Raw genomic sequence first — 18,244 nt, 5'->3', positions numbered from 1 at the left:
TAAAACTAGCGAAAGCGTCTAAAATTGACTGGAAAATGATCAGAAACGAGCTGGGTTCTAAAATTGCTCAGCATTAAAAGAGCCACTAAGGCTGTGCGAGTTACTGAGCCACTTGAGCTTCCAACTATAGCATAATCAAGCGTGCCTCCACTTCTTTGAGTGGGCGCATCTGGAGCGATGATGGTGGTTCTTACCCTACGTTCTAAATTCAGCTCAAAACGCAAATTTTCAGGATTACGGTTAAAATCCCCTGCTATCATCCAAGTAAGATCAGGGCGATCTCTAAAATGCTCAAATACTGAATTGACTATAGCTACAGAATCAGAACCCCCATTTGCAAGTGCATGCACGCTAAAAAAGGCGTTATTGTCTATGCGTATGCCAATAACTGGACGAGAAGCAACAGTGGGAGGCGGTAAAATGATGATCTCATCAGCTCTAGTTCTTGAAACTATGGCTAAATTTACGCGGTTTGCTCCAGTATCAATGCGAGTATAATACACAAAAACGCCATCTGGACGCGATCTTGAGCCTAAATCCCAGTTATACTCACGAACGATAATATCGCTTAAGTTTTGCTCCCTGCCTGTTGGCGTAGCAGTATGAGGCAAGCTTCCTGCTTCTTGCACCGCTAAAATATCAGCTGCATTATCCCCACTTATAAGCTGGCGAATGCTTACGCTCCACTTGCTCTCAGTGTTTGCCGATGAGCCTTGTAAATTCCAAGAAGCTACCTTATAATCATCCATATCCTTAGCAAAAAGGGCTAAAAAGCTAAATATTAAGATCACAATGTATTTTTTCATTTTTATCTCCTATCATAAAGCGGGCGGATTAAAAAAGGTGGTGGTATGATGTAAAATTGCTGATCAAGATTATCTCCTGCGTTGCAAGTGCTTAAATAAATGCCTGAAACGCGGTGAAAATCATAAAATATATCCCCAATTGGCACTTGTAAGCAACGTTTTGTGCCGGTATTTTGAAGCATAAAGGCTTCATTGCTCATAGGGATAAGCTTAAAGCGTTGATATACATTGCTTTCATCGCAAGCTGAATGAATGACTCCATTGCCATAGGTATTTACGCAAGTATTTGTTTTGGCATTTTGAATTAAAACCTCATTATTAGCAAAAAGCCTAAATTTCCACACTCTAGCGTCTCCAAAACTCACACTATCAATAAGAGTATAACCCCAAAGCCAATTTCCCTGAGCTAAAGCCCAAACCGTAAGCACTGCCCCATTTGCAGCCATCAAAGAAAACCAATCAGAACTATCAGCCATGCTAGGACTTGAGCCAAGAGCTTGAAGCAAAGGCTTTTTATCTATTTTCATCGTGTTTTGAAGCTCATTATTTCGCAAGAGCTTATCAAAATTTTTATTTTTTTCTTCTGGCATAAAAATTTGCCCTACAAGTAAGCTAGGTGTATCTTGCTTAGCTGGTAAAGTAGGGCTTTTGCCTATCTTTAAAGGATCGCTATCGTTTTTATCACCAAAAGTAGAAAGAGGATTGATTTCTTTAGCAGAACATGCTAGTAAAAAACAAGTTAAAAAGCCTATGAGAAAGTAGAATTTAAGGTGTTTTTTCATAGAAACTCCTTTAGTAAAATACGAATTAATAGTCTATAATAAAAAGTATAAATTTAAACTTTAAGGCTTTGGTTTTAACTTGAGCCTTAAGCTGGTTTTTCTTAAAATTCTCATTTTAAAAATAAATAATGAAAAAGAATCTTAATATAAAACTTAGATTGAGATAATTAAAATAAAACTAAAAAGCTTGATTTTAAGCTCTTAAATAAAAAACTAATCTAAAAGCACGCTTTCTTCAAAGATAAATTGATGTTCGCTTGGCAGGGCGTTAAAAATAGCTTTTGCAAGCTCTCTGATCTCCCAAAGGGCTGATTTTGAGCTTCTAAGATGAAGAAAATTTTGCAAGGCTCTTGCATTGATACTCCAAGTAAGCTCTGTTTTATAACTTTCTGGCAAGCAATATTTAGCTATATCAAGGCTAATACTTTCTTGTAAGATTAAACGCAAATTTTCAAGAGCTTTAATACTTGCATTATCAACTTTTTCATTTTCTGTTAGCACAAGATATTTACTTGCATGCTTAAAGTCAAATTCTTTAAAAGCTTGCTCGTTTCGCAATTCTTTTAAGGTATAACGCGTGCTTTTTACGCTTAAACTTGCGTGGCGATGTCTAGCAAGCTCTTGCAAAAGAGCTCTTGAAATACCTTGTATATAAAAAGTATAATTTAAATGTTCTAAGGTTGAAGCGTGTTTGAATTTATTGCCGACTCTATCGATAAGTTCTTTATCGATTTTACCACCTTTGTCGCCTTTTTCAAAGCTTTGCCAGCAAGTGCGTATAGCGTGAGAACAAATTTCAAGAGCAGTATAAGAAAGTAAGGTGATTTGCATAGATAATCCTTATAAATTTTAAGCAAAAATTGTAACGAAATTTAGATAAAAATGAAGTTAAATAAAAAAGTAGATACTATGATCTAGCTTTTATTAAATAAAAAACTTTAAGGGCAACTATAGCCCTTAAATTGACACTTTTACACATCTAAATGTTTCACATCTTTAGCGTGTTTTTGTATATAATCCCTTCTTGGCTCTACCTCATCGCCCATGAAAAGATTAAAAGTATCGCTAGCACTTTGTGCATCTTCAATTGAAATTTGAAGTAAGCGGCGGTTTTGTGGGTCCATGGTTGTATCCCAAAGCTGATCTGGATTCATCTCACCTAAGCCTTTATATCTTTGTATATAAGCTCCTTTTTTAGCACTTTCTTCTATGTCTTTAAGCACAGCTAAAATGTCTTTATCAAATACAGCTTCTAAGTCTCTTTCTTTGATCTTTTGTGAGATATATACTGCTTCTTCATATAAAGGGTTGGTAAATAAATCATCATTGATTAAAAGCTCTTCAAGTCCGTTTTGAGTTTGCACAAAAATGCGAATTTCATTTTCATTGATATAAGAATTTAAGATATTGTATTTTTCTTTTTCAAGAAAGCTTTTTATATCTTCAAATAAAGCCTTGTTGTCTTTTTTTATCAAATCTGGATTTTCTATTAAATGCCTGATAACACTGATGATAGAAAAGCGTTTTTCAAGCTCTTTAAGCACACTTCTATAAGCAGCCACTAGCTTTAAAAAGTCTTTTAAATCATTAAGCCCAACGCCTTCAAAGCTTGAGTTTTCTATGCCTGTTTCTATGAGGTATTCATTTAAGGCTTTTTCATCTTTAAGATAAATTTCTTTTTTCTGTCCTTTTTTATAGCGATAAAGTGGAGGTTGGGCAAGATAAACATGTCCGTTTGCCACAAGATCATTCATAAAACGAAAGAAAAAGGTTAAAAGCAAGGTTTGAATATGCGAGCCATCAACATCAGCATCTGTCATAATGATGATCTTATGATACCTTAAACGACTTAAATCAAACTCATCTCCCACCCCACACCCAAAGGCTGTGATCATATTTTTAATCTCATCTGATTTTAAAATTTTATCAAGGCGGGATTTTTCAACATTTAAAATTTTTCCTCTTAAAGGCAAAATCGCTTGAAAAGCCCTTTCTCTACCTTGTTTTGCAGAACCTCCAGCTGAATCGCCCTCAACAAGATAAATTTCACATTCACTTGGATCCTTACTTTGACAATCAGCTAATTTTCCGGGCAGTGTCCCAACACTTAAGCCCTCTTTTTTGCGAGTAAGTTCTCTTGCTTTTTTAGCAGCTTCTCTACCTCTTGCTGCCATTAAAGCTTTATTCATTATGGCTTTTGCTTCTATAGGATTTTCTTCAAAATATTTGCTTAAGAACTCAAAAGTAGCTTTATTGACTATTGGACGCACATAAGTTGAGCCAAGTTTGCCTTTAGTTTGTCCTTCAAATTGTGGATCAGGCACTTTTACTGAAACTATAGCCACAAGTCCTTCACGCACATCTTCACCTGTTATTTTGCTATCTTTTTCCCTAGCTGCAGCATTTGCTTCAACATAATTTGTGATAACTCTTGTTAGCCCCATTCTAAAGCCAGCTTCATGTGTGCCTCCATCTGGGGTTTTGATATTATTTACAAAAGAAAGTAAGGTTTCGCTGTAGCTGTCATTATACATTAAAGCTATATCAACTTCAACATTTTCTTCAGTTACACTAAAATTCATTATCTTTGTTAAGGCTTGTTTTTTGTTTATATCATTTACAAATTCAGTAATCCCACCTTCAAAATGGAAATTTTCTTCTTTGCCGATACGATTGTCTTTAAAATTTATGGTGATTTTAGGATTTAAATACGCAAGCTCACGAAATCTTTTAGCTAAAATTTCATAATCAAAGTCTTTGACTTCAAAGATACTATCATCAACCCAAAATTCGATTGTAGTGCCGGTTTTTGAACTTTTTCCTATGATTTCAAATTCACTTGTTGGGATACCTTTTGCAAATTCTTGGCGGTAGATATGTCCGTCTCTTTCAACCGTAGCCACAAGTTTTTTTGAAAGTGCATTTACAACTGAAACACCCACACCATGAAGCCCACCAGAGACTTTATAAGTATCTTGATCAAATTTACCACCTGCATGAAGCACGGTTAAAACAACAGTTAAAGTAGGGATATTTTCAGTAGGATGGATGCCAACTGGTATGCCACGTCCATTATCACGCACTATACAACTTCCCTCAGTGGTGATTTCTATATCTATAGTATCACAATACCCAGCCATAGCTTCATCTATAGAATTATCCACTACTTCATAAATCATATGATGAAGCCCACTAACATTGGTATCGCCTATATACATACCAGGACGTTTTCTAACTGCTTCTAAACCTTTAAGGACTTTGATATTGCTTTCGCCATAATTTTGAGTTTGCATTAAATTTCCTTATAAAATCACAGGCATAATTACCGTTTCAAGCTCTTTTGAAGCAACGATAAAGGCTAAATTTGGTTCATTAATCTTTAGTTCAAATTCTTCAGTTTCTATAGAATGTAAAAAGTCAAATAAATATTTGATTTTTATATTTAAAGAAAAGCTTTCTTGTATGTTAAGTTCGCATTCAAGTTCTGTTTTTGCTTCGACATTATCTAAGCTAATACCTTCAAATATAAGTTTGTTGTTTTGAAAATGGAGTTTCATTTTTTCAGCAACAACACTTATTTTTTTGAGGCTTTCGATGAAATCTTCAGTTTTAAAGTTAAAGACTTGATTGATTTGTTTTGGCACTACTTTTTCATAATCTGGGAATTTATCATTAATGAGCTTGGTGAAAAATTCAAAATTATCATTCTTAGCGATAAGTATATTTTCATCATAAAAAAGTTCAATTTTTTCATAAAAAAGTTTTTGCATTTCAGCGATGGCTTTTTTAGGAATGCTGATTGAAAATTCTTTATCATTGTGTTTAAATAAAGTAAATATAGCAAGTCTTTTTGTATCTGTGCCTACAAAGTTGATTTTATCTGTTTTAATATCAAGCAAAGCTCCATTTAAAGAGTATTTTGGGTTATTTGTGTCTATAGCTGGGAGGATTTTTTTAAGGCTTCTGCTTAAGTCACTTGAGTCTAAATCAAATTTTGATTTTTCTTCGATATTTGGGAAATTTGGAAAATCTTCATAGTTAAACATAGCAAGTTTGTATTTTGTACTTTTTTGGCGAATAAATAAAGAATTATCAATGGTTTCTAAGATCACATCTTCATTATTAAGGTTTTTAATCATATCAGAAATTTGTTTTGCATTTGCTGTAGCAAAGCCACTTGTTTCTATTTTGATCTTTTTGATTTTATAACTTAGTCCAAATTCATAATCACTTGCTTTGATTATAAGTTTATCATCATTTGCTTCAAAAAGTAAATGTGAAGTGATTGCACTAGAATCTTTTTTATCCACATAAGCGTTGCAAAGTGATATTGCGGATTCGAGTGTATTTTTGTTTATGCTGAGTTTCATTTTTTCCCCTTTGTTTTTAATTTAAATTTATTCATAATAATAGGCATGTTGAAAATGTGAAATTCCTTTTTGAACTCCTATTTTAACTTGATCTGTTGTATGAGTTTTAAGAAGTATTTTTTCACATTTTTTCACAGGCTAACTTTGAATTTTTGTTAAAATTTTATTTTTTAGTTCATTTATTTTATCTTTTAAATCATTTTTCTCTTCTATAAGCTCATTGATCTTTTTGATATTGTGCGAAATAGCAGTATGATCTTTCATCTCAAAAAATTTCGCAAGTTGAGGCATAGACATACTTGTAAGCTCTCTTGCCAAAAAGATCACTACTCTTCTTGCTGTAACTATATTTTGTGTTTTTTTGTTTGATTTTATATCATTTGCTTTGATATTAAAGTCTTTGCATACTACGCTTAAGATATCATCTATATCAATGCTTTCTTTTTGTTCTTTGATATGATCTTTCATAAAGCTTTTTGCTATGTCAAGAGTGATTTCTTGGTTGATTAGTCTTGAATATGCGTTTAAATTAGTAATCATTCCTTCAATTTCTCTTATATTATCTCCCATTGAAGTGGCGATATAAGAGATAATTTCATTATTTAAACTCACTCCATTAAATTCGCATTTTTTGCGGATAATTGCCATTTTAGTGTCAAGTTCAGGTGGAGTAATATCAGCAATAGCTCCATTTGCAAAGCGAGATTTTAAACGTTCTGTGATACCTTTAAGCATATTTGGCGGGGTATCTGAAGTCATGATGATTTGTCCGAATTTTTCCTTGACTTCATTAAAAGTGAAGAAAAATTCTTCTTGAATTTTATCAGTTTTTCCTAAAAATTGCACATCATCGATAAGTAAAACATCACAATTGCGGTATTTTTCATGAAATTTATCCATGCTTTTATTTATCAAATGTGATCTAAAGTCATTAATAAAATTTTCACTTGTGGCGTAAATCACAATCTTACCAAGCTCTAAACACGCATTCCCTACAGCTTGAAGCAAATGCGTTTTACCAAGTCCGGTTGGTCCATAAATAAAAACAGGATTATATAGCTTGCCAAGCTTATCTTTAGCGCTTGCTGCTTTGCAGGTTGCATAAGCATATTGGTTAGAATCCCCTACAACAAAGCTTTCGAAGGTGTAAGATGGATTCAAAATCGTGCTTGTGCCGTGTTTAATGGGGGTTTTTAGGCTATGTTTTGAACCATTTTTAAGCGAGATACTTTGGATCAATACTTTAGCTTTGTTGCCACTTTGCACTTCATAAAAATGTGAGATTCTATCGGCATATTTTGTTTGTATAAATTTAGCCATAAGTTCATTTGGCGCATTGAAAATGAGTTGATCAGCTTTGCTAGCTTTTTCGTTTAATACTAAGGGCGTGATAAAATTTTCAAATTCATTACGAGAAATTTCTTTTTCAAAGCATTTGAGTATATCAGCCGCGTCCATTCACACCCTTAAATTGATTTTTAACTTGTTATTTTATCTAAAATTTTATAAAAAAAGGTTAAAATTCATAGAAATTTCACAGCTTGTGAAAATAAAATTCACTCTAGTGAAAGATTTTGATTGCAAAAAGGTAAAATGTGAAAATTTTAGGCATAGATCCGGGCTCGCGTTTTTGTGGATATGCTATCATTGAAATGAAAGCTGGTAAAAACACACTCATCGAGGCTGGACTTATCAAGATCAAACCAGCTTCACTACAGTATCAAATCACAGAGTTGTGCGAGGGGCTTGATTTGATTTTTAAAAGTCATAGCTTTGATGAGGTGGCGATTGAAGATATTTTCTTTGCGTATAATCCAAAAACAGTGCTTAAGCTCGCCCAATTTCGTGGGGCTTTAAGCTTGAAAATCTTACAAACTCACGGCGAATTTAGCGAATACACACCCTTACAAGTGAAAAAAAGCGTTACAGGAAAGGCAAAAGCGACAAAAGAACAAGTGGCTTTTATGGTAAAAAGGCTTCTTGGCATACAAAAAGAGATCAAACCTCTTGATATTACTGATGCCATAGCTGTAGCTTTAACACATGCTGCAAATATGAGATTTAAAAAGACTTGATTTTAAAAAGTTTTTATGTAATTTGCATAAAATTTTACTTAAAAAATTCTAGCTTTAAATTGATTTAAATCACTAGTTTCACAAATATAAATTAAAATCAATAAAGTTTAATGTGAGCCGATGAAATATTTTTCTACATCATCAAGGAGCTTTTCACAAATTTTAGAGTCTAAAGACTTATCAACGATAAGATTGATATGCGTTTTGGTATCTCTAAAACTTCCAGCTGATTTGATATTATTTTTATCAAGTTTTTGTCCTTCTTTAAAATACTTGATATTAATGTTAAATTTAAAAGCTGCACTTGCTTCGCCAAGATTGGTTTCAATTTGAACATTCATCTGCGAAGCCTTAGCAAGTGTAGCTTGAGTTTTAGAAATAATTTCTTTAAAACGTTGATACAAGCGGATCAAATCCTTTATAAATTTATCATCAAAGCTTTCATAAGCGACTTTTAAGCGATTTTTGATATCTTGGGTTGTGCCTTTTTCAGGAGCAACAAAAACCATATAAAAGCCATTTTTGATATCAACTTGCTGACTTTTAGCATCTCTACTACTTGACATAACCTTGACATAAATAGCATTATCAAGATAAATTCGATCTATCATAGGACCATAAATTTCATATTCTTTGATCCTTGTGATAACCTCTCTAGCTATAACATTAAGCTTCACAGAAGCATCGTGTATGATAGGTTCCATTTCTTTTTTAATATCAAGTAGTTCTTTTAGCATTCATTAGTCCTTAAATTTCACTCTTAAATCAAATATGCTTATGAAATATTTACGAATTTTTGTTTAAATTCTCATTAAATTGCTCTATTTTAAAAGGAAAAATTAATGAAAAAGACATTTATCTTTGCTTTTATTTGCGCTCTAAGCTTATACGCTCACGCCGGTGATGAACATTCACAAATCGATCAAAACATACTCACTGCTATGCATGCACCTATGATGGAAAATGCTTTTTCTCAAAGTGGGGATTTAGAATATGATTTTTTAGCCAATATGATGCCCCATCATCAAGGTGCTGTTGATTCTTCAAAGCTTTTGCTTCATTTTGAACTTGATAAAAACTTAAAACAACTTGCTCAAAATATTATCAAAACTCAAGAACAAGAAATTAAAGAATTTAAAAGCATACTTGAAAACAAAAATTATATCAAAAGTAAGCTCAGTCAAAAAGAATATCTTGATTTTATCAACAAAGAAAAAGAAAATACCCAAACAATGATGCATGCTATGCACAACACCCAAGAAGCTAATGTGCAAAAAGCGTATATAGAGGCTATGATCGCTCATCATCAAGGTGCTATAATGAGTGCTAAAAATTTTCTTAAGTATTCAAAAGATACAAAAATTCGTGCCATAGCAAGTAAAATCATAAAAGATCAAGAAAAAGAAATATTAGAATTTAAAGCTTTATTAAAAACTCTTCACTGAGCTTAAATGGTGGCTCCGATTGGACTTGAACCAACGACCACCACCATGTCAAGGTGGTGCTCTACCAACTGAGCTACGGAACCTCTTAAAAGTTAAATGGTGGAGCATAGCGGGATCGAACCGCTGACCTCGACGCTGCCAGCGTCGCGCTCTCCCAGCTGAGCTAATGCCCCAAATTTGCATTAAGAAATGAAATTATGCCTTAACTTTGCTTAAAAAAATATTTTTTTAAGCTGTATTATGTAGTTTAACGCAGAGTAAAATGTTTTTTGATAAAAATATGATCTGTTTTTTGCATTTCACAAAAAATTCACTTTTTTATTTTATCCTTTCATAAAAATTTCTAAAAAGGTGTGAAAGATGAAAAAAATTCTTTTGCTTGAAGATGATATGTGTTTGAGCGAAATCGTGCTTGAATACCTCATAGAAGAAGGTTTTGACACTATTCTTGCAAGTGATGCTCAAGAAGCATTTGAGCTCGCACAAAAAGAGGAATTTGATCTTTATATTTTCGATGTTAAGGTGCCTATGGGCGATGGTTTTTCTTTGCTTAAGGATTTAAGGGCTTTGGGTAAAAGGACACCAGCGATTTTTTTAACTTCTTTAAATTCAGGAGATGATGTTAAAGAAGGCTTTGAAAGTGGTTGTGATGATTATGTGAAAAAGCCTTTTAACTTAAGTGTGTTGAAAAAACATATCATTGATTTAGTCATTTTTCACAAACGCAAAAGGCTTGCAAGTGTTGGATAAAGCTTAATTTGCTTGAAATTTAGCGATAAATTCCCTCAATGTCTTAAGCTTTGCTTCATCGATATTTTCACCTTTTTCTTTAAGAATGCTAAGTCTTGCATTTTCAAGCATAGCTTCTTTTAAGGCTTCTATATCAGGTGCTTTGGGATTGAAATCAACTTTGCCTTGTTTTAAATCCTCAACGCTATAGATAGGGATAATGCCCCTTAAAGTACTAAAGCGCGTTTTTTGCTCCTCGCTTGTGCGGATAAAAACGACAGGAATTGCCAAAGCTGTAGCCGGTGAAGCACAATGTAAAGCCGAAGTGATGATGAGCTTTGCTTCATTTTCATAACGTTTAAGCAAGTTTTGCGTGAGCTTAAAACAATGCTCTTCGCTAGAGTTGATAAGCTCAACCCATTGTTGTTCGATAAATTCGCCATTTTCTTTCAAATTTTTTGGCACATAAGCAAGTAGTTTTTTATCAAAACCCACAAAAAAGACTTTTGTTTGTGTAGCTTTAGGCTCTCGTTTTGGCAAAGTGCTGGTTAAACATCTTGAAAAATACGCTTTTAGCCCAAGATTTTGCAAGAACTCAAGCGTAAAAGTATCTCTGCAGCCTATTTCTTTATTTTCAAAATAATGAGGAAAATGAGCGATAAAGCATTTTAAAAAATTTTGTGTTTCTTGTGTAAAATGCGCGCCTATAAAAACACTTGTTAAATTTGCATTTGGCAGGAAGTCAAAACCTTGTGCAAACCAACCTTGCATAAGCACAATCCCCCCCCCCCTGTTGAGGATAAAAGTTTAAAGCATTTCTATCAAAGTATTTAAAATTTACATTTTCAAAGCCTTGCGTTATCGCTTTTTGCGTGGCTATGCTTTGGATATAATCGCCTAAATTTCTTGAATTATAAACGCCATGACTTGCGTAATGAAAGATTATAAAGGGCAAATTTTCTTTTAAAGTCTTTGTAGGGCTATTTTCAAAGTTTCTTTCATACCGGTATAAAGAATTTTTCATTTCACCGAATCGAATTTCTTCTTTAAAAGTCTCAAAACTTTCTCTTAAAGTTTTTACTTGATTTTTAAGCCTTTTTTGTCGTTTTTTTCTTAAAAATCTATCAATTTTTTCCTTACTTTCTTTGATAAAATTTATCATTTTAAGCCCCCCCCCCCCTTTTTTTTTCTTTTTTTACTGACAACCTTCGCATTCTATGCTACGATCAGCCACGCTTACTTTTTCGCTGTCTGGACTTTCGCTTCTTAAATAATAAGTCGATTTTACCCCAAGTTCATGAGCAAGCGTGTAAATTTCATTAAGATAGCCCCCACTTGCTTTATCTAAGCTCATAAAGATATTTAAACTTTGTCCTTGATCGATCCATTTGCCACGCACGGCTGCAGCTTTAACGAGTAATCTTTGATCGATTTCATAAGCTGAGGTGTAGTATTGCCAAGTATCAAGGCTTAAATTTGGCACCACAACAGGAATCATTCCGCTTAAGTTTTGCTCAAACCATTTGCGTTTATAAATAGGCTCTATAGTTTGGGTAGTACCTACAAGTATGGATATGCTTGAAGTTGGTGCGATCGCCATTAAATAGCCATTTCTCATACCATCTTTTTTAACCTTTTCTTTAAGCTTATCCCAATCACATTCACTTTGATTAAAAAGCCCCTCTCTTAAAGTAAGTGCTTTGGCTTTATCACTTGCTGTGTCAATCGGGAAAATCCCCCTACTCCAGCTACTGCCTTTAAAGTCTGGATACGCTCCTTTTTCAAGAGCCAAATTTGAGCTTGCTTGTATAGCTTCAAAACTGATTATTTCCATGATCTTGTCAATCTTTTCAAAATGTTCCTCACTGCCCCAGTGAATTTGTGCTTCAGCAAGCATTTGTGCTTCTCCCATTACGCCAAGTCCTATAGAGCGGGATTTTAAATTTGTGTCTTTTACTTTAGCGTGCGGATAAAAATTAAGATCAATAACATTATCAAGCATTCGAACAGCTGTTGGAACAACTCTTTGAATATCTTCTTTTTTGTGGATTTTGCTTAAATTTATGCTTGCTAGATTGCAAACAGCGGTTTTGCCGTCGTTTTTGAATTTTTCAACTATATAGACTTTTTTACCACCCATATAATCAAGAGTAGAAACTTTTTTTGCAAGTTTAGTGATACCTCCATCGATCTTGACTTCTTCATTTTCATCTAGGTGAAGTTCGCTTTTATCATCAAATACGATTTTGATTTGATAATAATTTGGCTGGGTATTTTGAAAAATTTCCGTGCATAAATTTGAGCTTCTGATGATACCGGTATGTGAATTTGGATTAGTGCGATTTGCTGTGTCTTTAAAGCATAAAAATGGCATACCGCTTTCAAAATAGTTCAGTAATATCTTCTTCCAAAGCTCTTTTGCATCGACGATTTCTTTGCTTATACTTGCGTCTTTTTCGTATTCTTCATAACGTTTTTCAAACTCAGCTCCATAAAGTTCGCACAAATCAGGTGTATCAGCTGGATCAAAAAGCGTCCATTTATCATTTTCTTTTACTCTTTTCATAAACAAATCATTGATCCACAAAGCCGGAAAAAGCTCATGTGCCCTTCTTCTTTCTTCACCAGAGTTTTTACGCAAATCAATAAAATCATTGATATCCATATGCCAAGTTTCTATATATACAGCAATGGCTCCTTTTCTTGTGCCAAGCTGATCTACGGCTACGGCTATATCATTAGTGATTTTAAGAAAAGGGATTATGCCACCAGCTGCGTTTTTGTGTCCATCAATACTTCCACCCATAGCACGCACCTTGCTCCAATCCCAGCCTATACCGCCACCAAATTTAGAAAGCAATGCCATCTCTTTATAACTATCAAAAATGCCTTCTATATTATCAGGTGTGCTTCCTATGTAGCATGAGCTGAGTTGATGCCTTGTAGTGCGAGCATTTGAAAGGGTTGGAGTAGCAAGCATAACTTCAAATTTAGAGATTAAATCATAAAATTTCTTTGCCCATTCTTGAGGATTAAACTCATTTTGAGCCAAAAACATCGCTATACCCATAAACATATGTTGAGGCAGTTCTATAGGCTCGCCTTTGCTGTCTTTTATCAAATAGCGATCATAAAGGGTTTTTATGCCAAGATAGGTAAATTGCATATCTCGTTCTGGCTTGATATAATCATTTAAATCGTCCAGGTCGTATTTTTCTTTGAGCCCAAGTAAAATGCGTCCAGCTGCTTCACCTTTTTCAAAGTATTCACGCAAGTGATTGTAGCGGTTAATCCCACTTACTTTTTTATATAAGCTATATAAAAACAAACGAGCCGCAACAAAGCTATAATTAGGACAATCCACATCTATCTTTTCAACCGCTGTTTTAATCAAGGTTTTTTGAATTTCATCTGTGCTTATGCCGTCTCGAAACTGAATTTTTGCATCAAGTTCAAGTTCGCTGACATTGACTCCATCAAGTCCTTTTACCGCATCACCAGTGCATTTTTTGATCTTTGAGATGTCAAGTTCTTCTGTGCGTCCGTTTCTTTTAATTACTTTCATAGCCAAACCTTTCTTTATTGTAATTTATTTTTCATCAAATACGCGTTTTAAAATAGCTTCAACATTTTTAGTGTAGTAGCTATAATCAAAACAGGCTCTAATGCTTGCTTCATCAAGCTTTTGTCTTAGCTCTTCATCTTCAAGCAAGCTTTGCAAAAACAAGCTCTCGCCCTTTTCATTTAAAGCGCTTTTGCCATTTTGCAAGTCCTGCCACACTTTCATGGCATTTCTTTGCACGATTTTATAGGCATTTTCTCTGCTTACGCCCTTAAATGGAAGCTCTAAAAGCACGCATTGAGAAAAGACAAGTCCGCCTGTAAGGTTTAAATTTTTCATCATATTTTCTGGATATACGAGTAAATTTTTAATTAAATTTGTTAAGCGAACAAGCATAAAATCAGCTGTGATAAAGGCATCTGGCAAGATAAATCGCTCTACACTTGAATGACTTATATCTCTTTCATGCCACAAAGCCACATTTTCTAAGGCTGGAGTAACAAAAGAGCGAATAATCCTACAAAGTCCAGTGATATTTTCACTTAAAACTGGATTTCTTTTGTGAGGCATGGCTGAGCTGCCTTTTTGTCCTTTAGAGAAAAACTCCTCAGCCTCATAAACTTCTGTTCTTTGTAAATGTCTTATATTTACAGCGATTTTTTCACAACTTGCAGCAAGTATAGCAAGGGCTGAAATCACAGCAGCATAACGATCTCTTTGAATGATTTGATTTGAGATTGGGGCTGGTTTTAAGCCAAGTTCTTTGCATACTTCTTCTTCTAGCTTGAGTGGAGCATGAGCAAAATTTCCCATTGCTCCGCTTATCTTACCATAAGAAATCATTTCTTGAGCTTGTTCAAGTAGGCTTTTTGAGTGTTTTAACTCATCATAAAACACGCCCAAACTTAAGCCAAAAGTAATAGGCTCACCATGAATTCCATGACTTCTACCTACCATAAGCGTAAATTTATGCTCCAAAGCCCTTGTTTTGATACTAGCTAAAAGCTCATCTAAGTCCTTTAATATAAGCTCTAAGCTTTCTTTGATCTGTAAAGCCACAGCTGTATCTATACAATCAGAGCTTGTCATACCAAAATGCACAAAACGACTTTCCTCGCCCAAACTCTCACTTACCGAGGTTAAAAAAGCGATAACATCATGCTTTGTTTCTTTTTCAATCTCATCAATTCTTTGTATGTTAAATTTGGCATTTTTAAGGATTTTTTCGCAATCCTCATCGCTGATAAAACCAAGCTTATTCCAAGCCTTAACCGCAGCAAGTTCAACTTTTAGCCAAGCATTATATTTTGCGTTTAAGTCCCATTTGCTCGTCATTTCTTTTCTGCTGTATCGTTCTACCATTTTCTTTGTTCCTTGAGTTATGTTATAATTTTTGAAATAAAAAGTGGTATTTTAACCAAACATAATTTTAAAAAAGGTTAAACTTGGCTTACACGAAAATTAAATTAGTAAATTTAGCTTCAAATAATGAATTACCCATATTTAGAGTGCTTATGAATACCTTAAATATCTCTATGAACGAAGCTCAAAGACTTATAGATACAAACAAAGTCCTATGTAATGGGCAAATCATCAAGCAAAAAAATGCTCGAATTCAAGGTTTAATCGAGCTCGTGGAGTATGAGAGCAAACCGCGTGGGATTAAGCCTGTTTTTGAGAATGAAAATTTTGCTCTTTTTGATAAAGAAAGTGGAGTTTTAACCCACCCAAATGGAAGGCATTGTAAGTATAGTTTGTGCGATGAAATTTGGTATTTATGGGGCAAGCAAGCTTGTGTAGCTCATAGACTTGATAAACAAACAAGCGGACTTATACTCGTGGCAAAAAATCAATTTGTGGCAAAAAAGCTTAAAAAAATGTTTGAAAATAAAGAAATTCACAAAGAATACCTCGCTCTTGTGCGTGGCAAAACAGCTTTAAATTTTAGCGTCAATGCACCTTTGGCTTTAAGCAAAGAGTATGATGATATCAAAACAAGAATGCAAATTTGTCCCATGAGCGAAGGTGGAAAAGAAGCAAAAAGTGAATTTGAAAGGCTTGAGTTTTTTCAAACATATAACGCTTCTTTACTCTTATGTAAGCCTAAAACGGGCAGACAGCACCAGCTTCGCTTGCACTTGTTCCATGTGAAACATAGTATTTTAGGTGAAACTTTGTATGGACTTTCAAAACCAGAGATTGAAAACATACTTGATGAAAAACTAAGCTTGCAAGAGCTTCAAAAACTTTGTGGGGCTAGTAGATTGTGCCTTCATTCGTATCGTTTAAAATTTAAATTTGAAAATGAGGAATTTGACTTTTATTCACAAAAAGATATAAAAACAGAGTTTTTAAATGCTTTGGCTTAAGTTTGTTTTGATATATTATAATATTAATTTTCAATAAATATTGAAATAATTTTTGAGCTAAATGAGCTAATTTTTTGTATTTATAAAATTTATGTTTGTGTGTTTTTAAATTTTTATATTTAGTTTTGAGAAATTTTGTTTATCTTGGGCTTAAAAATAAGGAGCAATATGTCTGAATCAAGTATGGTAATAATCCAAATTCTAGCTTTTATCTTTAGTTTAATCGAGCTTTATGTTTTGACAAATATTAGCTCTCTTAAGCAAGCAAAATACGGCTTAGCAGCACTCTTTTTCAGCTTTATTTTTATCTTTTTTGCCTTTGCTTATACGAGTCATCTTAGTGTAACTTTAGGTATTTTAAGTATATTGTGTCTTTTTATGATGATTATAAGAGTGAAGCTAAAAGCTAGAGAGTAAATCAAGCGTATCGTTTTTGTAAAAATTATATTTTCAGCTTTATTTAAATATGGGTATATTATAATATTTACTATCATATTTTGTTTCTTTTTATTCGCATTAGATTTATGATTTTTCGTTTGATAATAAAACCAAGAAAAGAAAATTTATTATAAAAAAGAAAGGGATAAAGTGTCATTTTCAACAAATAATTTTATAGAGTTTAGCGATGTATTGATGGCTTTTTATGAGATCAGCTTTTTTCTTATCACGACTTATATCATATCTTATTTTAAGCTTTTAAAGGAGGCGAGATATGCAACCGGAGTATTGTTTTTATTTTTAATCAGCCTTGTATTTGCTTTTGCTTTTTCAAGTTATTTTTTTGGAACTTTAGCTTATTTAAGCCTTATTTATATTTGGATACAAATTCTAAGAGTAAGGATAAGGCATAAGAAAGAAGAAAGACTTAAGGTTTAAATTTTTAGACTTTAAAGGCTTTGAGTGCTTAAAACTCAAAGCTTCCACCAAGTTGCACTGAAAAATACCTTGGATAATTCGTCCCCTCAACCTTTACCCTTTCAGTCGCAACAGCTACGCCCAAGTCCAAAAAGCCAAAGCCCATACCAAAACTGACAATTGCTCCATTATCCTGTCTTAAGTCCTTAGCAATGCCAGCCCTTGCGTCAAAAAACATGGCATGCGCATCTACACCAATACCGATTTTTTGGCTTTTTTGCTTTGGCATACCTGCTGGAGTAAGCATTAGATTTTCTGTTAAATCCGCATCAGCTGCGAGGCTAAGATGATCGCTAAGATCGTAGGCTAAGCCAAGTCTTGCTTGAGGATAAATGGTAAGTTTGCCATTGTTTTTAAAGTCAAATTTAGGCGTGTTGAGATTTTTTCCTACAAGAGCGAAAGTAAAATCAGGTGCATAAGCAGGCGAGTAGCTAAAGCCAAGATCGATACCAAAGTTATTGTCGCTATTTGCATCGTTTCCTTTGATCGTATCGATAATATCATCTTGTATATCGCCCTTAGAATCCGTAGTTAAGAGCTTTCGAGAAGTTTGAGTGCTGCTTAAGTGCATAAATTTTACTGCTGCACCCCAGCTTAATTTACCAAGCGTAGAATCCAAAGAAAATGCATAAGAAAGTGGTAATTCCATAACACTTAAACGTCTCAAGTGAAAATCTACATTATCGCCGATATCTGTAACATTAGTAGGCAATTGCCCCGAAAATCCAGCTACAGCATAAATGCTTTGCGAGTAACCCAAAGCAACATCGCCTAAAGGTAAAATATCAGGAGCTTTAAAAGCCCAAGTGCCTTGTATTTTTACACGAGCAAAGTTTTCTTTAAGCAAGTTGTTAAAATACGAAACATCTTGAATATTGTTAAAATCAAAATTAAATGCTTCGAGTAAATTTTTATGCTCAGCTTCCACGCTTATACCATAACCCATACGCGTAGCGTCATTTGCAGCGATGAGGGCTGGATTGTAAAAGATAGCGTAGGGATTGCTTTTCAATGCTACACCAACTCCACCCATACCCATTGCCTTGTGTCCGACTTCATTAAATTCTAAAGCCTCAAGTGAGTTTATCGCAATAAGTGATATAAGAGTAAAACCGCATATTTTTTTCATCTCATTTTCCTTTTATATATCAAAGTGATTTCTAAATATAAAAACTTCGTTATTTTAGCTTA

General features: G+C 33.9%; 18 protein-coding genes and 2 tRNA genes. 6 read left to right on the top strand and 14 right to left on the bottom strand.

Going from position 1 to position 18,244, the window contains the following annotated elements; genetic code table 11:
* Positions 1 to 5: 5 nt before the first annotated feature.
* The 6 genes from CQA38_RS02420 to dnaA form a co-directional block, all read right to left on the bottom strand.
* Positions 6 to 806 carry a cytolethal distending toxin subunit B family protein gene (locus CQA38_RS02420; protein WP_137632407.1) on the bottom strand — a complete coding sequence of 267 codons (801 nt, stop codon included), beginning with the start codon at positions 804 to 806 and terminating at the stop codon, positions 6 to 8.
* 2 nt (positions 807 to 808) lie between these two features.
* On the bottom strand, positions 809 to 1,588 hold the full coding sequence (locus CQA38_RS02415) for a toxin (protein ID WP_137632406.1): 780 nt from the start codon (positions 1,586 to 1,588) through the stop codon (positions 809 to 811).
* A 213-nt stretch (positions 1,589 to 1,801) separates the two neighbouring features.
* On the bottom strand, positions 1,802 to 2,419 hold the full coding sequence (thyX, locus tag CQA38_RS02410; RefSeq protein ID WP_137632405.1) for an FAD-dependent thymidylate synthase: 618 nt from the start codon (positions 2,417 to 2,419) through the stop codon (positions 1,802 to 1,804).
* Positions 2,420 to 2,559: 140 nt separating this feature from the next.
* Positions 2,560 to 4,881: a DNA topoisomerase (ATP-hydrolyzing) subunit B gene (gene gyrB, locus CQA38_RS02405; RefSeq protein WP_137632404.1), complete on the bottom strand. Its 2,322-nt coding sequence runs from the start codon at positions 4,879 to 4,881 to the stop codon at positions 2,560 to 2,562.
* 9 nt (positions 4,882 to 4,890) lie between these two features.
* Positions 4,891 to 5,958, bottom strand: coding sequence for a DNA polymerase III subunit beta (gene dnaN / locus CQA38_RS02400; RefSeq protein ID WP_137632403.1), 1,068 nt, complete (start codon positions 5,956 to 5,958; stop codon positions 4,891 to 4,893).
* Between the two features lie 138 nt (positions 5,959 to 6,096).
* On the bottom strand, positions 6,097 to 7,416 hold the full coding sequence (gene dnaA / locus CQA38_RS02395; RefSeq protein WP_137632402.1) for a chromosomal replication initiator protein DnaA: 1,320 nt from the start codon (positions 7,414 to 7,416) through the stop codon (positions 6,097 to 6,099).
* A gap of 137 nt (positions 7,417 to 7,553) precedes the next feature.
* Between dnaA and ruvC the strand changes: the two genes are divergently transcribed.
* A complete protein-coding gene (gene ruvC / locus CQA38_RS02390) occupies positions 7,554 to 8,033 on the top strand; it encodes a crossover junction endodeoxyribonuclease RuvC (RefSeq protein WP_137632401.1) in 480 nt (159 codons plus the stop codon).
* Between the two features lie 107 nt (positions 8,034 to 8,140).
* On the opposite strand, the gene CQA38_RS02385 is transcribed toward ruvC, so the two are convergent.
* Positions 8,141 to 8,770: a hypothetical protein gene (locus tag CQA38_RS02385; RefSeq protein ID WP_137632400.1), complete on the bottom strand. Its 630-nt coding sequence runs from the start codon at positions 8,768 to 8,770 to the stop codon at positions 8,141 to 8,143.
* A gap of 105 nt (positions 8,771 to 8,875) precedes the next feature.
* Here CQA38_RS02385 and CQA38_RS02380 point away from each other — a divergent pair, with 105 nt between their 5' ends.
* Positions 8,876 to 9,478, top strand: a complete 603-nt coding sequence (locus CQA38_RS02380) for a DUF305 domain-containing protein (RefSeq protein ID WP_137632399.1) — start codon at positions 8,876 to 8,878, stop codon at positions 9,476 to 9,478.
* A gap of 7 nt (positions 9,479 to 9,485) precedes the next feature.
* Here CQA38_RS02380 and CQA38_RS02375 read toward each other — a convergent pair.
* A tRNA-Val gene (locus CQA38_RS02375) sits at positions 9,486 to 9,561 on the bottom strand.
* Positions 9,562 to 9,575: 14 nt separating this feature from the next.
* A tRNA-Ala gene (locus tag CQA38_RS02370) sits at positions 9,576 to 9,651 on the bottom strand.
* A 187-nt stretch (positions 9,652 to 9,838) separates the two neighbouring features.
* Here CQA38_RS02370 and CQA38_RS02365 point away from each other — a divergent pair.
* Positions 9,839 to 10,228: a response regulator gene (locus CQA38_RS02365; protein WP_137632398.1), complete on the top strand. Its 390-nt coding sequence runs from the start codon at positions 9,839 to 9,841 to the stop codon at positions 10,226 to 10,228.
* Positions 10,229 to 10,231: 3 nt separating this feature from the next.
* Here CQA38_RS02365 and CQA38_RS02360 read toward each other — a convergent pair whose 3' ends face one another.
* From CQA38_RS02360 to purB, 4 genes are read right to left on the bottom strand one after another with little or no spacing between them, the layout of a single operon-like run.
* Positions 10,232 to 10,978: a polysaccharide pyruvyl transferase family protein gene (locus tag CQA38_RS02360; protein WP_137632397.1), complete on the bottom strand. Its 747-nt coding sequence runs from the start codon at positions 10,976 to 10,978 to the stop codon at positions 10,232 to 10,234.
* On the bottom strand, positions 10,950 to 11,369 hold the full coding sequence (locus CQA38_RS02355) for a hypothetical protein (RefSeq protein ID WP_137632396.1): 420 nt from the start codon (positions 11,367 to 11,369) through the stop codon (positions 10,950 to 10,952). Before CQA38_RS02355 ends, CQA38_RS02360 begins: the two co-directional genes overlap by 29 nt.
* 33 nt (positions 11,370 to 11,402) lie before the next feature.
* Positions 11,403 to 13,772, bottom strand: a complete 2,370-nt coding sequence (locus tag CQA38_RS02350; RefSeq protein WP_137632395.1) for a ribonucleoside-diphosphate reductase subunit alpha — start codon at positions 13,770 to 13,772, stop codon at positions 11,403 to 11,405.
* 24 nt (positions 13,773 to 13,796) lie between these two features.
* The gene (purB, locus tag CQA38_RS02345; protein WP_137632394.1) at positions 13,797 to 15,131 is read right to left on the bottom strand and encodes an adenylosuccinate lyase; all 1,335 of its coding nucleotides are present in this window, start codon (positions 15,129 to 15,131) and stop codon (positions 13,797 to 13,799) included.
* A gap of 83 nt (positions 15,132 to 15,214) precedes the next feature.
* Between purB and CQA38_RS02340 the strand changes: the two genes are divergently transcribed.
* The 3 genes from CQA38_RS02340 to CQA38_RS02330 all read left to right on the top strand — a co-directional run bounded on the left by CQA38_RS02340 (position 15,215) and on the right by CQA38_RS02330 (position 17,014).
* Complete coding sequence (locus CQA38_RS02340; RefSeq protein WP_137632393.1) at positions 15,215 to 16,138, top strand: RluA family pseudouridine synthase; 924 nt, start codon at positions 15,215 to 15,217, stop codon at positions 16,136 to 16,138.
* A gap of 168 nt (positions 16,139 to 16,306) precedes the next feature.
* The gene (locus tag CQA38_RS02335) at positions 16,307 to 16,555 is read left to right on the top strand and encodes a hypothetical protein (protein ID WP_137632392.1); all 249 of its coding nucleotides are present in this window, start codon (positions 16,307 to 16,309) and stop codon (positions 16,553 to 16,555) included.
* A gap of 171 nt (positions 16,556 to 16,726) precedes the next feature.
* On the top strand, positions 16,727 to 17,014 hold the full coding sequence (locus CQA38_RS02330) for a hypothetical protein (protein ID WP_137632391.1): 288 nt from the start codon (positions 16,727 to 16,729) through the stop codon (positions 17,012 to 17,014).
* Positions 17,015 to 17,042: 28 nt separating this feature from the next.
* Here the strand turns inward: CQA38_RS02330 and traF are convergent, their stop codons facing one another.
* Positions 17,043 to 18,182: a conjugal transfer protein TraF gene (traF, locus tag CQA38_RS02325; RefSeq protein WP_137632390.1), complete on the bottom strand. Its 1,140-nt coding sequence runs from the start codon at positions 18,180 to 18,182 to the stop codon at positions 17,043 to 17,045.
* Between the last annotated feature and the right edge of the window lie 62 nt (positions 18,183 to 18,244).

Origin of the sequence: Campylobacter sp. MIT 12-5580, from assembly GCF_005406235.1 — a bacterium.
Classification (GTDB): Bacteria; Campylobacterota; Campylobacteria; order Campylobacterales; family Campylobacteraceae; genus Campylobacter_D.
This window is presented reverse-complemented; position numbering and strand designations above follow the sequence as displayed.

Bases quoted from the DNA above. Each gene is read 5' to 3' on its own strand.
- dnaA (WP_137632402.1), bottom strand. From the start codon at position 7,416: ATGGACGCGGCTGATATACTCAAATGCTTTGAAAAAGAAATTTCTCGT.
- CQA38_RS02415 (WP_137632406.1), bottom strand. From the start codon at position 1,588: ATGAAAAAACACCTTAAATTCTACTTTCTCATAGGCTTTTTAACTTGT.
- CQA38_RS02350 (WP_137632395.1), bottom strand. From the start codon at position 13,772: ATGAAAGTAATTAAAAGAAACGGACGCACAGAAGAACTTGACATCTCA.
- dnaN (WP_137632403.1), bottom strand. From the start codon at position 5,958: ATGAAACTCAGCATAAACAAAAATACACTCGAATCCGCAATATCACTT.
- CQA38_RS02365 (WP_137632398.1), top strand. From the start codon at position 9,839: ATGAAAAAAATTCTTTTGCTTGAAGATGATATGTGTTTGAGCGAAATC.
- thyX (WP_137632405.1), bottom strand. From the start codon at position 2,419: ATGCAAATCACCTTACTTTCTTATACTGCTCTTGAAATTTGTTCTCAC.
- CQA38_RS02335 (WP_137632392.1), top strand. From the start codon at position 16,307: ATGTCTGAATCAAGTATGGTAATAATCCAAATTCTAGCTTTTATCTTT.
- CQA38_RS02420 (WP_137632407.1), bottom strand. From the start codon at position 806: ATGAAAAAATACATTGTGATCTTAATATTTAGCTTTTTAGCCCTTTTT.
- CQA38_RS02355 (WP_137632396.1), bottom strand. From the start codon at position 11,369: ATGATAAATTTTATCAAAGAAAGTAAGGAAAAAATTGATAGATTTTTA.
- purB (WP_137632394.1), bottom strand. From the start codon at position 15,131: ATGGTAGAACGATACAGCAGAAAAGAAATGACGAGCAAATGGGACTTA.
- gyrB (WP_137632404.1), bottom strand. From the start codon at position 4,881: ATGCAAACTCAAAATTATGGCGAAAGCAATATCAAAGTCCTTAAAGGT.
- CQA38_RS02380 (WP_137632399.1), top strand. From the start codon at position 8,876: ATGAAAAAGACATTTATCTTTGCTTTTATTTGCGCTCTAAGCTTATAC.
- CQA38_RS02360 (WP_137632397.1), bottom strand. From the start codon at position 10,978: ATGCAAGGTTGGTTTGCACAAGGTTTTGACTTCCTGCCAAATGCAAAT.
- traF (WP_137632390.1), bottom strand. From the start codon at position 18,182: ATGAAAAAAATATGCGGTTTTACTCTTATATCACTTATTGCGATAAAC.
- CQA38_RS02385 (WP_137632400.1), bottom strand. From the start codon at position 8,770: ATGCTAAAAGAACTACTTGATATTAAAAAAGAAATGGAACCTATCATA.